Source organism: Halomonas sp. BLK-85 (assembly GCF_044792155.1).
Classification (GTDB): domain Bacteria; phylum Pseudomonadota; class Gammaproteobacteria; order Pseudomonadales; family Halomonadaceae; genus Vreelandella.
On sequence record NZ_CP087731.1, the window covers coordinates 1,248,370 to 1,261,370 of the forward strand.

A 13,001-nucleotide genomic window follows, 5' to 3' on the forward strand; every position below is an offset into this window, starting at 1 on the left:
CCCGATAAGGAATTCACCATGAACACCGCCAACATCAAGAAATACGCCCCCAAGTTGCCGCAAGACCATCCAGCCTGCCCAGCGCTTGGACTACGATGTTTTTAAAAACTCTCAGAATGATGAGCCGAACCGCCGAGCAGAACGATCTGATCACGCCGTGACTGGTCTGATATACGGCAAGAACCCGCCTGACAGCGCGGCTTGCTCGTTCATAAGCTTTTTTTTAGGTTTTCAGCGGTTGATAAAATGATCGTCTGTTGGCAGTTTGCTGTTTTTAAAGGGGGACGCACCTGAAGCAGAACAAATTATCAGTTAGTATTGCGGTTGCGCTGGAAAATACTTGGGCCGATCTATAGTTACAACAAATTCATCAGGGGACAAGGCAGATCTGCGGAGGGAGTGGCATGCTCAAGCTGGAAGAGGTTAAACAGGATGCTCAGGTTCGTGGCATTAAACCTGATGAAGTGGTTCGTGTTGTGGCTGTGGTACCAGCAGGTACGGATGCGCTGACTGTCTATTTCAAGGATAGCCAAGGCGCCGTTCACGAGCAGATGTTATTTCGTGACGATGAGCCTAACCTTGCACTAGCTCAAGCGGGTCGTCCCTGGGCCTTTGATGCCTCAGGTGCTGATTTCAAGCTGGGCCTGGAAGCCTATCGGATCAGTCAGGCCGCGTTGTTTGACCCCATGATGGCAGTGCATACCTCCAACGTAGAGCCGCTTCCCCATCAGATCTCTGCCGTCTATGAAGCGATGTTGCCCCGCCAGCCGCTACGCTTCGTGCTGGCGGATGACCCTGGGGCGGGCAAGACCATTATGGCTGGCCTATTGATCCGTGAACTGCTGATGCGCGCTGATGCTAAGCGCATACTGATCGTCTCGCCGGGCGGATTGACTGACCAGTGGCAGGATGAACTGCTGGAGAAGTTCGGCGTGCAGTTTGAGATTTTCAGCCGCGAGAAGCAGGAGCAGTGCGCCTCCGGCAATTATTTTGACGAGCAGAACCAGCTGATCTGTCGCCTGGACCAGCTTTCTCGTAACGAGCTCTATCAGGAAAAGCTAGCGAACACTGAGTGGGATCTGATTATTGTTGATGAGGCCCACAAGCTATCTGCCAACTACTTTGGCAATAAGATCAACAAGACCAAACGCTTTCAGCTCGGGGAATTACTGGGGTCGGTGACTCGCCATTTCTTGTTAATGACAGCTACCCCTCATAACGGCAAGGAAGAGGATTTTCAGATCTGGCTGTCGCTGATCGACAGCGACCGCTTCTATGGCAAGTTCCGCGAAGGAGCCCATAAAGTGGATGTCTCCGATATGATGCGGCGCATGGTCAAGGAAGAGCTGCTCAAATTTGACGGAACCCCGTTGTTTCCTGAACGTCGCGCTTACACCGCTAACTACGACCTGTCTGACGGTGAAGCGTCGCTCTACGAACAGGTCACGGATTACGTGCGCAACGAGATGAATCGTGCGGACGCGCTTTCTGGCAAGCGTAAAGGAACGGTCGGTTTCGCGCTTACTCAGTTACAGCGCCGCCTGGCCTCCAGCCCCGAAGCGATTTACCAGTCTCTCAAACGCCGCCGTCGTAAGCTGGAGGATCGCCTCAATGAGATGAAGGTGATGGCTCGCGGTCAGGCGGTTCAGGAGGGCAAAGTCTCGTCTACCCTGGGCACTTACGCCGTTCAGAAGCAGATTGAACTGCCGGAAAATCTGGACGAGCTGGATGAGGAGCTGAGCGCCGAGGAATATGAACTCTATGCCGAGCAGGTGGTGGATCAAGCAACTGCTGCAGAAACAGTGCCTGATCTTGAAGCTGAAATACTGATCCTGAAAGATCTCGAAGAACAGGCCTCACAATTGGTGGCCTCAGGTAACGACCGAAAATGGGAAGAGTTATCGTATTTACTGCAGGATAGTCCAGAGATGTACACGGCCAGTGGCAGTCGTCGTAAGCTGATCATCTTTACTGAGCACAAGGACACTCTGAACTACCTGGTTGACCGTATTCGCAGTCTTCTCGGTCGCCCCGAAGCCGTGATCACCATTCATGGGGGGACTAACCGGGACGACCGTCGTAAAGCCCAAGAACAGTTCCGTAATGATCCCGATGTGTTGGTCTTGGTGGCTACCGATGCTGCTGGTGAGGGTGTTAACCTGCAAAACGCCAACCTGATGGCGAACTATGACCTGCCTTGGAATCCCAACCGCCTAGAACAGCGTTTTGGTCGCATTCACCGTATCGGCCAGACCGAGGTTTGCCATTTATGGAACCTGGTAGCGAACGAAACGCGTGAAGGCGCAGTCTTCCAGAAGCTATTCGATAAGCTAGAGGTGGAAAAAACCGCCCTGGGTGGGAAGGTCTTTGATATTCTCGGTGAAGCGTTTGAGAACACCTCGCTTAAAGACCTTTTGGTAGAGGCGATTCGCTATGGCGAGTCCGATGAGGTGAAATCGCGGCTTGAGCAGGTGATTGAGGGAACCTTAGATACCGATCATCTGCGCGAGATCATACGTCGTAACGCCTTGGTCGAGCAGCATATGGGGCTCGAAGACCTCTACTCAGTAAAAGAAGAAATGGAAAAGGCCGAAGCCCGCAAGCTGCAGCCTTACTTTATTCGCGCCTTTTTCACTGAAGCATTTCAAGGGCTGCGCGGCGAAATGCGGCCAAGAGAGCAAGGACGCTATGAAGTACGCCATGTGCCTGCCGCCATACGTGAGCGGGACCGAATCATTGGGGAAAGTAGAACGCCGGTGCTGAGGAAATATGAGCGTATCTGCTTTGAGAAAGAGCATGTACGCCTGCCTGGCAAGCCAATGGCTGATCTGATTCATCCCATGCATCCGCTGATGCACGCTACTACCGATCTGGTGCTGCAAGCACACCGTAGCAAACTCAAGCAGGGCGCGGTAATGGTCGACCCGAATGACGATGGCACCGCGCCAAAAGTGCTTTTCATGGTCGATCACTCGGTTCGCGAAGTAGAGAAACAGAACAACGGATCGCCCAGAGTGGTATCACGCCGTTTGCAGTTTGTGGAGATCGATGAGCAGGGTAGGGCCACCCATGCTGGCTGGGCACCGCATTTGGATATGCAGCCTATCGATGATCACGATCTGAGCCTGGTTCAGGATGTGCTTAAAGCGCCTTGGATCACAGGTGACCTGGAGACTATGGCCCTTAACCACGCCGTACAGGCGCTGGTACCTGAGCACTTCCGCGAGGTGAAAGGTCGCCGCGAGCGCCATGCAGATAAAGTGCTGAATGCTGTTAACGAGCGACTGGTGAAAGAGATCAATTACTGGTCGGATCGTTATATCAAACTCACTGACGACATGAAGGCGGGTAAGCAGCCGCGCATGCAGCCAGAGATGGCGCGTCGGCGGGTCGATGAGCTGACCGAACGGCTCAATCAGCGTCGTCGCGAGCTAGATGCCATGAAACAGGTGGTCTCCAGCACGCCGGTGGTGATCGGCGGTGCCCTGGTGATTCCCCAAGGCTTGCTGGCCGAGCGAAAGGGTGAAACTCAGTTCAGTGTGGATGCTCAGGCCCGTGCCCGCATTGAACAACTCGCCATGCAAGCGGTAATGGACGCCGAGCGCGCTATGGGCCATCAGGTGTTTGATGTCTCTGATCAGAAATGTGGATGGGATGTGACGGCACGCCCACCGGCCAACCCGGATGGCTCAATTCTGCCCGATAGGCATATTGAGGTGAAGGGTCGGGCCAAGGGGCAGAACACCATCACTGTTTCGCGTAACGAGATTATCTATGGCCTTAACCAAGCTGACAAATTTTGGCTGGCTATCGCCATTGTGGAGGGTGATAGCGTAGAAGGGCCTTATTACGTGCAGAAGCCCTTTACTAGCGAGCCAGATTTTGGCGTAGCTAGCATCAACTATGACCTGGATGAGTTGCTTTTAAAAGCCACGCCAGTGGGTGTCCTCGAATGAAACTCTCAAAACTACGCATTAAGAATTTCCGCTGTTTTCCAGATGTAGAGGTAGACCTCAATGAAAAACTGACCGTGTTTATAGCAGAAAATGGTCAGGGTAAGTCGACAGTGCTGGATGCCATCCGGATTGGCCTTTGGCCCTTTGTAAGTAGTTTTGATCTTGCTCGATCAGCTTTTAATCCGCCAGGCAATGCTATTGCTATTAGTGATGTGCGCCTGGTTCGCTTGTCAGATGGGGATATGGCTAGGCAGTTGCCCACCGAAGTGGCGCTCACTGGTGATTTCGGTATGGGAAGTTCTGATACCTGGATACGCTATCGTGATAGTGAAGCCAAAGCGACCAAGACGAAAGACGATGGCGATACCAGTAAGATGAAAAACTGGAGCGCTGCCGTTCAAACCCAGATTAGGAACCCTGATAAACCGACACTGGATCTGCCAGTTTTTGGTTACTACGGTACAGGAAGACTCTGGGCGCAAAAGCGTCTGATCGAGAAGCAAAAAGGGAAAGACGATACGCAAGACCCTGATTTTTATATTCGAACCTTTGGCTATGTGAACTGTCTTGACCCAGCTTCTTCTTACAAGCACTTCAAAGAGTGGTTTATCTGGGCCTACGAGAGCCTGCGTGAACAGCAGATAAACAAGCTAGAGGGGCGTGCCAACGAAGAGGAACTGAGCGCTGCGCAAGGTCGTGTCCGTGTGGTGCAGCAGGCTATCGATATATTCCTTAAGCCCATCACCGGCTGGCATACGCTGGAATACAGCATAAGCCGCGAGAAATCGCTGATTCTGCATCATGAGGATCAAGGCACTCTCGATGTCGAACAGCTCAGCGACGGCATTCGCAGCGTATTGGCCATGGTGGGGGACATTGCTTACCGCTGCATCAAACTTAACCCACACATGGGCGTCAATGCCGCACGAGAAACGATAGGCGTCGTGATGATTGATGAAGTAGATATGCACCTACACCCACGCTGGCAGCAGGTGGTGCTGGGGCAACTGCAGGAGGCCTTTCCCCAGATACAGTTCATCGTGACGACCCACAGCCCCCAGGTGCTGACCACAGTAGCACGTGGATTCATCAGGGTGCTGAAAGCAAGCGAGAATGGTATTTCCGTCGAAGTGCCCAGCTTCAGTCCCTTGGCGCACGAATCTGGCGATGCGCTCGCGCAGATCATGGGGACCCAAAGGGAGCCTGAGCTACCTCTGCAGGAGGACGTCAGGGCTTTCGAGCAGTGGGTGAGAGCAGGTGAGGAAACATCGAGCGAGGCTCAGGAAATTCGAGGTCGGCTTGAGCAAGCTGGCTACCAATTTCATGCCAGCGACCTCAGTGCTTGGCGCTTCCTGGCGGAACGTCAGAAGAGTAGGGAGCGTTAATCGTGGTGGAGCTTCAGCATAGTGCAGGAGGCATACCTGCACTGACCGCATTTGTGTCGAGTCATCCGGGCGCAGGAGCGACGGATTGGGACAGTCAGACCTTTCAGCCCGTGAAGCGGCAGATCAAAAAGGCACTCAACCGCGATCAACAGGGCCTTTGTGTTTACTGCGAGCGTGAGCTGAGCGCTGCGGACGGGCAGATTGATCATATCAAGCCAAAGTCTGGACCCAATGCCCATCCGCAACTCTGCTTTATCTATACCAATCATGCGCATAGCTGTATCCATAACAAGACCTGCGGCCAGAAGAAAAAGCACGGTTTGCTTCCGATAGAGCCTGGTCCTGGTTGTAACCGCGAGTGGGCACTCTCCACGGATGGCACTATAGAGCCCGTGGCGGGACTCACTCGCCGTCAAAGGCATGATGTGACGCAAACGCGGGATATGCTGGGTCTGAATGCCGACCCCAGCCTGGTGGATGACCGCCAGAAGTGGTTCAAGAGCACCCTGGCAGTGCTTGCGGCTTCTCCGAATGATGTCGATGACTTTTTACAGAATACCCCCTTTCGCTACATCCTGGCGACGGGGCTTTGAGATTGGATACTGCGATGACCGCCATTAAATCCCCCAAGAAGCTGATCGAAGTGGCACTACCGCTGGACGATATTAACGTCGCGGCCGCTCGTGAGAAGTCGATCCGCCATGGCCACCCCAGCACCCTGCATCTGTGGTGGGCGCGTCGGCCGTTGGCCGCTGCGCGGGCGGTGCTGTTTGCGCAGCTGGTGAATGACCCCGGCTACCAGCGTGAACTAGGCTACGGAGTGAATAAGCAAGAAGCCGAGCTTAAACGCGAGAAGCTGTTCGATATCATCCGCGACTTAGTGAAGTGGGAGAATACTAACAACGAGGAGGTGTTGAATCGTGCCCGGGAGGCGATCTGGGAGAGCTGGCGGGAGACCTGTCACCTGAATCGCAACCACCCAGAGGCAGCCGAGTTATTCAATCCTGAGAAGCTTCCGGCCTTTCATGACCCCTTCGCCGGCGGTGGCGCGATACCACTAGAAGCCCAGCGCCTGGGGCTAGAGAGCTACGCCTCGGATCTCAACCCAGTAGCAGTGATGATCAACAAGGCGATGATCGAGATACCGCCCAAGTTTGCTGGCCAGCCACCGGTAGGGCCAATTCCTGAGGGAGAGAAGCAGCAGAAGATGCATGAGGACTGGTCGGGCGCCAAGGGCCTGGCCGAAGACGTGCGCCGCTATGGCCACTGGATGCGCGAAGAAGCTTTCAAGCGGATTGGGCACCTTTATCCTAAAGTAGAGATCACTTCGGAAATGGTCGCTGAACGACTTGATTTGAAGCAGTATGAAGGTGAAAAGCTGACGGTGATTGCCTGGCTGTGGGCCAGAACGGTGAAAAGCCCTAACCCGGCGTTCAATGATGTAGATGTTCCCTTGGTGCGTTCGTTTGTTCTTTCCTCCAAAAAGGGCAAAGAAGTTTGGGTCGAGCCTGTTATTGAGGGTGACAACTATCGCTTTGAAGTCAGAATGGGGCAGCAACCCGACGAAGCAATTGAAGGGACGGTAAAGCGCACCGGTGCTACTTGCATCATGTCGCAAACCGCTATGCCATTTAAGTACGTCAGGGCAGAGGGTAAAGCTGGTCGTATGGGCGAACGACTGATGGCAGTTGTTGCAGAGGGAGCCCGAGGTAGAGTTTACCTCTCACCGACTGAAGAAATGGTGCAGATGGCTCGAATAGCTCAACCTGAGTGGAAGCCAGAACATGCTTTGCCAGTGAACCCACGAGATTTCAAAACACCTAACTATGGGCTTAACACTTTTGGAGACCTGTTTACTTCTCGCCAATTAGTAGCATTAAACACCTTTTCTGACTTGGCACAGGAAGCCCGAATAAAAGCTATTGCCGATGCCAGAGAAGCCGGAATTTCGGATGACAATCAGGGGCTTGCAAAAGGAGGTCCAGGGTCGACTGCTTATGGGGATGCAGTAGGAGTATATTTAGGTTTTGGTGTCAGTAGACTAGCAGACATACTTAACGCACTTTGTAGTTGGGAGTCTTCCAAGACCCAAGTGCGTCACTTGTTTACGAAACAAGCTATACCTATGCTTTGGGATTTCGGTGAAAATAACCCTTTTGGAAAAGCTGCAGGTGGCTTTTTAGTAAGCCTAAGCAGTCTTCTAAAAGTAGTTTATAAGCTGCCTGCTTTTATCGGAAGTAGTGCGCAACAACTAGATGCAGCTTCGCAAAACTTGAGTGTCAATAAGGTTATTTCGACTGATCCTCCTTATTACGACAACATTGGCTATGCCGACTTATCAGATTTTTTCTATGTATGGATGCGCCGCTCCTTGCGAAGTATTTATCCTTCGCTGTTTGGAACGATGGCTGTCCCCAAGGCAGAGGAGCTGGTTGCCACGCCTTATCGGCATGGGAACAAAGAAAAAGCCGACGCCTTCTTTATGGATGGCATGACACGAGCTATTCATAACCTGGCAGAGCAGGCTCATCCAGCTTTTCCAGTTTCTATTTACTATGCTTTCAAGCAGTCTGAAACCAAAGACGGCAGCACCACCAGTACCGGCTGGGTCACCTTTCTTGAGGCAGTTATACAAGCCGGCTTTTCAATTGACGGCACCTGGCCCATGCGCACTGAAATGGCTAACCGGATGATCGGTTCAGGCACCAACGCCCTTGCGTCCTCAATCGTGCTTGTCTGCCGCAAACGCTTAATTACCGCTGAGACTATTTCTCGCCGCGACTTCCAGCGTCAGCTCCGCGAAGAAATGCCGGAAGCGCTGGAAACAATGATTGGTGGTGTTACCGGCCAGGCACCCATCGCGCCAGTGGACCTGGCTCAGGCGGCGATTGGGCCGGGTATGGCTATCTACTCCAAGTACGAAGCAGTGCTGAACCAGGACGGCTCCAAAATGAGCGTCCATGATGCCCTGGTGCTAATTAACCGCGCCATTACCGAGTTCTTGAATCCTGATTCTGGCAACTTTGATGCCGATACCCAATTCTGTGCCAGCTGGTTTGACCAGTACGCCTGGAGCGCAGGGCCGTTTGGTGAGGCCCAGGTGCTTGCACAGGCCAAGGGCACCACAGCAGATGGTGTCAGGGAAGCCGGTGTAGTCGAGTCTGGTAGCGGCAAGGTGCGCTTGCTTAAATGGGGCGAGTATCAATCTGAGTGGGACCCGACCACCGACAAGCGCACGCCGGTGTGGGAGGCCTGCCACCAGATGATTCGACGCCTGCAAAATCACGGCGAATCCGCCGCCGGTGAGCTGCTGGCCAAGATGCCGGAGAAGGGCGAGGCGATCCGTCAACTGTCCTACCACCTCTATACCCTGTGTGAGCGCAAGAAATGGGCCGAGGAAGCGCGTGCCTATAACGAGCTGATCGGTTCCTGGCATGCTATTGTCGCAGCATCCCATGAAACAGGGCATGTAGGCGAACAGGGCGGTTTTGATATTTAGGAGGCGGCATGCTGAAGCGGTTGGAACTGGATAACTTCACGCTTTTTCCTCAGGCGCGGCTGGATTTCGCGCCGGGGCTAAACGTCATTGTGGGCGAAAATGGCACCGGTAAATCGCATCTGCTCAAGGTGGCTTACAGCGTCATCGCTAACGCCTACGAGCAAGCTAACGAGCCAAGCGTCGCCGACCCTACCAAGGCGCTGCTACAGAAGGGCATCGCCGACAAGCTGATCAAAGTGTTTCGGCCGGAATCTCTGGGGCGGTTGGCTAGCCGCCGCCAGGGGGCGCAGATCTGTAAGGTGTCTGTGGCCTTTGAACAAGCCGCCCTGAATACTGCCTTTAGCTTCAGTACCCGCTCCCAGACCGAGGTCAAAATCGATAGGTTACCCGGCGCCTGGCAGGAAAAGGCGCCGGTCTTTATGCCGACGCGGGAACTGCTGAGCCAATACCACTGGCTGCCATCAATTTATAGAAATCATCATATTGAGATCGAAGAGCACCATATCGACCTCTGCACACTCCTGGGTGCCCCGGCCGTCAAGGGCAATCGGGAAAAAACGGTTGCTGAGCTAGTGGCACCCCTGGAAGAGGCGATGGGCGGCAAGGTGGTGCTGGATAAGAATGGGCGCTTTTACCTGCGTATTCCTGGGCAAGGCAACTTGGAAATGCCGTTGGTGGCGGAAGGGCTGCGTAAGCTGGCGATGGTCGCTCGCTTGATCACCACCGGCTCGTTGCTAGATAAGGGTTACTTGTTCTGGGATGAACCCGAGGCCAATCTCAACCCCAAGCTGATCAAGCTGGTGGCTCTGGCAGCCGTAACACTCAGCCAGCAGGGAATTCAGGTAGTGATTGGCACGCATAGCTATTTCCTCCTCAAAGAAATTGATCTCTTAACTCGCCAAGAGGCAGTGGCGCCGCGTTACTTTGCGCTGGTTCGCGGTGAAGGGTTAGTTGAGCGTATCGAGGTGGCTGACCATCTCAGCGGACTGGAGCATTTGGTCAGTCTGGATGAAGAACTGGCCCAATATGATCGCGAGATGGAGCTGGTCAATGCCTGAAGTAACAGAGGGCCAACTGACCTTCCGCTTTCCCGAGGGCTGGCAGCTGGCTAAATACGATGACAGTTCCTGGTATCGCCAGCGGATGAAGAGTCGCCTTAAGGGAGTGGATATACTGGCCCACAATGGTGGCCTCACCCACTGGTGGGTCGAAGTCAAAGATTGCGAAGGCTATGAGCCAGAAAACCGTCCGCGGCTCTCAGGGGCGGACCCAGGTGAGGTTATTCAGGCCAGGCAGTGGATTGAGCAACAAGGGCTCAAGCCCACGGTTCAAGTGGCACGCCGCAAGCCATTTATCGTTGATGAAGTCGAGGCAAAGCTCCGCGATACCCTGGCGGCGCTCACTGTCGCCCAGCGAGAAGGTGATCCTGAGCTAGCCAGCTTTCACATCGTTTGGCCACAAGCGCCAACGCTGAAGGTTGTTTTGCTGCTGACCTGGAATCAACGAGACTTCAAACGTTTGGCGACTCGTTTGCGGTCAAAAATGGAGACTGCTCTGGCGCCCTATGGAGTCCAAGGGGTTGTCGTGAACGAGCAGAACCCGGTAGACGCTGGGTTACATTGTCAGGTGACAAGGAACCAAGCATGAGTATTGAGCAGGCCATTCAGCAGCTTACGCGCACCGATGTGATCCGCACCATCGATGCAAGCACTCAGCCAATACCGCCTGGTGAACGTTTCTCATGCATTTATAAGGGGCGCCGCTTCGACCCTAAGCATTTAATTGCAGAGGCATTGGCCACTACTAAACAGTATCGGGTTGATTCTGAAGAGCTAGAACAGGCGCTTTATGAACCCTTTGTGGAAGCGCTTAAGGAACGTGAGTTTGCGGTGGTTAGTAACCCGCGTCAGCTCGGTGATACCAACCTGACGGTGATGGTGTATGAGGTGAAGAAACCACCTTTGGTACAGGAAAACTTCAAGCGTCTGTTCTCAGCCAACCAGAACCGTTTTTACTGGAACCGGGATAAGTTTTCTCGACTACGCCAGGGAGCACCAGTATTTGTCGTTAATAATAGCGCTTCTCGAGTGCTATTCGGCTACCTTCAGGACACTCTGATCCGTGCTGATTTCGATGAGGAAAGCAATGTCAGTCGTTTTACCCATCAGGGTGAAACATTTGAGGTTGGGGGCGAGTATTCCGAGTTTGTTTGTATCGAGGTAAGGTCGGCGCAACATCCACCCTCAGGCTGGCAATGGAAAACCTTTGGTAGCGATGAACACTCCTATATCTCTGGACCTGAGGTTGGCGTTAATGCTGCCAAGAATAACTTGGAGCGGGTTAATCTACTGCTCGAGGTCTTTGCGCGAGAGGAAGAGGTCGCTTTGCAGTTGCAGACCTGCTACCAAGCGTTATTAGCTCATGTAGATAATCATGAAGCGCCTGAACAGCAACATGAACCTCGTATCTGGTATGTAATGCAGGGAAAAACGTTTAATCCTCTACAGGGCTTGGCCTACCTTTGGGCGCCACTTGAGGGTAAAAGCGGACGCGTTTTTAACCATTGGAAAGCTGTAGGCGACCTTAGGCCTGGAGATTTCGTTGTTCACCACGCGGCAGGTGAAGTGCAAGCAATTTCACTCGCGGAGTCAATGCCTTTTGTTACGCCACAGCCCGACGACGTCGATAACGAGTGGCGTGGTGATGGGAATCGTGTCGATCTAAAGGTTTTGGTGCGGCTTGAGCCGCCGGTGACTTTATACGCAATTAGGCAGAAGCAAGCTCCACTGCAAAAAGCGCTAGCCGATGTTCGCGGCCCCTTCAATCGTGATGGTACTGGAAATCAAGGCTATCTATTCGAGTTTACCTGGGAGGCGCTGGCGATTCTTCTGGACGGCCACTCTGTTGCATTGCCCGAAGAGATTCAGCGCTGGATGCCGGCCCTCGACGACCTGATCGAAGATGTAGACGAAGCGACCGTCGAAGATAACCCTCCTCAAGAAGCCGAGGAGCGCCGCCTCCCTGTTGCGGTTACCCAGACGTCGGCCAAAGAGTGGCTGCCTCGTGTTAAAGCCTTTATGGCTAGCCAGGGTTTTCATTATTCGTTGGCAGAAGTTGCTAACTTTTACCTCAGTATGCGTACCAAACCACTAGCGATGCTGGCCGGTATTTCGGGTACCGGCAAGACACAGCTAGTTCGCCAGTTTGCTAAAGCCATCGGCTACGGCGACTCCGATCACTGCGTATTAATCGCTGTGCGCCCGGATTGGGCTGATAGTTCCGACCTTATTGGTTATGCCAATATTCAGGGTAAGTTCGAGTCTAAGCCACTTCTGGATGTGATGGCACGTGCCATTGAACATCCGGATGAACTTTACTTCGTCATTTTGGATGAGATGAATCTGGCCCGCGTTGAGCACTATTTTTCAGAATTTTTGAGCTTTATAGAAACGCGGGAGCGTGATGGCGATGGCGTTATTATCACTGAATCATTGATCAGTCGTGCTGATGTCAATGGTGGCCGTTCAGTCTATCTACCCCAGAACCTGATGGTGGTGGGCACAGTGAATATGGATGAAACCACCCATGCTTTTAGCCGCAAAGTGTTAGACCGCGCTAATGCCATCGAGATGAACGATATAGACCTCACATGGGTCGACCCTGATCGTGATGTGCTGCCGGTCTCTGGCATCTATGCCGATGCCCTTAAAGCACCGTTTCTTAATTCGAATGACTTGAGCGATGCAGATAAGCAGGCACTTACTAGCGCAATGCAGATGCTTATGAAAGTCAACAGTATCCTTGAGCCCGCCGGGCTGCATTTTGGCTACCGGGTACGTGATGAGGTCGCTTTCTACCTGACCCTGCATCGAGTTGAGACTCTTGAGAGCCTGAAGGGCTTTGATACTGACGCGGCTATAGATTTCCAGCTGATGCAGAAAGTGCTGCCACGTATCCAAGGCAGCTCGTTGAGCGTGCTCAAAGTGCTAATACACCTGCTTGGCCTATTAGCTAACACGTCATTCGAGGATGATGCGGAGTACGATGTAATCGAGAAAGAGATCAACGCCCAGGAAACTCGCTACCCTCGAAGCGTCAAGAAACTGCTGTTTATGTTGCAGCGTTTCCACGATGACGGCTTCACATCGTTCTGGCTGTAAG

At 53.2% G+C, this 13,001-nt stretch carries 7 protein-coding genes; all 7 read left to right on the top strand.

Annotated elements, in window-relative coordinates; translation table 11 throughout:
- The first annotated feature begins 404 nt into the window (after positions 1–404).
- The 7 genes from LL947_RS05570 to LL947_RS05600 are packed head-to-tail and all read left to right on the top strand — an operon-like array spanning position 405 to position 13,000.
- The gene (locus tag LL947_RS05570) at positions 405–3,956 is read left to right on the top strand and encodes a helicase-related protein (RefSeq protein ID WP_499834193.1); all 3,552 of its coding nucleotides are present in this window, start codon (positions 405–407) and stop codon (positions 3,954–3,956) included.
- Positions 3,953–5,341: an AAA family ATPase gene (locus LL947_RS05575; protein ID WP_499834194.1), complete on the top strand. Its 1,389-nt coding sequence runs from the start codon at positions 3,953–3,955 to the stop codon at positions 5,339–5,341. Before LL947_RS05570 ends, LL947_RS05575 begins: the two co-directional genes overlap by 4 nt.
- A 2-nt stretch (positions 5,342–5,343) precedes the next feature.
- Positions 5,344–5,934 (top strand): retron system putative HNH endonuclease, encoded by a 591-nt coding sequence (locus tag LL947_RS05580; RefSeq protein WP_499834195.1) that lies wholly within the window; start codon positions 5,344–5,346, stop codon positions 5,932–5,934.
- Between the two features lie 14 nt (positions 5,935–5,948).
- Positions 5,949–8,840 (top strand): DUF1156 domain-containing protein, encoded by a 2,892-nt coding sequence (locus LL947_RS05585; protein WP_499834196.1) that lies wholly within the window; start codon positions 5,949–5,951, stop codon positions 8,838–8,840.
- A gap of 8 nt (positions 8,841–8,848) precedes the next feature.
- A complete protein-coding gene (locus LL947_RS05590) occupies positions 8,849–9,898 on the top strand; it encodes an AAA family ATPase (RefSeq protein WP_499834197.1) in 1,050 nt (349 codons plus the stop codon).
- Positions 9,891–10,487, top strand: coding sequence for a hypothetical protein (locus LL947_RS05595; protein WP_499834198.1), 597 nt, complete (start codon positions 9,891–9,893; stop codon positions 10,485–10,487). Before LL947_RS05590 ends, LL947_RS05595 begins: the two co-directional genes overlap by 8 nt.
- Positions 10,484–13,000 (top strand): McrB family protein, encoded by a 2,517-nt coding sequence (locus tag LL947_RS05600; RefSeq protein ID WP_499834199.1) that lies wholly within the window; start codon positions 10,484–10,486, stop codon positions 12,998–13,000. The genes LL947_RS05595 and LL947_RS05600 overlap by 4 nt, the downstream gene beginning before the upstream one ends.
- The last annotated feature ends 1 nt before the right edge of the window (position 13,001 follow it).

Coding starts and splice junctions, on each gene's coding strand:
- LL947_RS05570 (WP_499834193.1), top strand. CDS start 405: ATGCTCAAGCTGGAAGAGGTTAAACAGGATGCTCAGGTTCGTGGCATT.
- LL947_RS05575 (WP_499834194.1), top strand. CDS start 3,953: ATGAAACTCTCAAAACTACGCATTAAGAATTTCCGCTGTTTTCCAGAT.
- LL947_RS05585 (WP_499834196.1), top strand. CDS start 5,949: ATGACCGCCATTAAATCCCCCAAGAAGCTGATCGAAGTGGCACTACCG.
- LL947_RS05590 (WP_499834197.1), top strand. CDS start 8,849: ATGCTGAAGCGGTTGGAACTGGATAACTTCACGCTTTTTCCTCAGGCG.
- LL947_RS05595 (WP_499834198.1), top strand. CDS start 9,891: ATGCCTGAAGTAACAGAGGGCCAACTGACCTTCCGCTTTCCCGAGGGC.
- LL947_RS05600 (WP_499834199.1), top strand. CDS start 10,484: ATGAGTATTGAGCAGGCCATTCAGCAGCTTACGCGCACCGATGTGATC.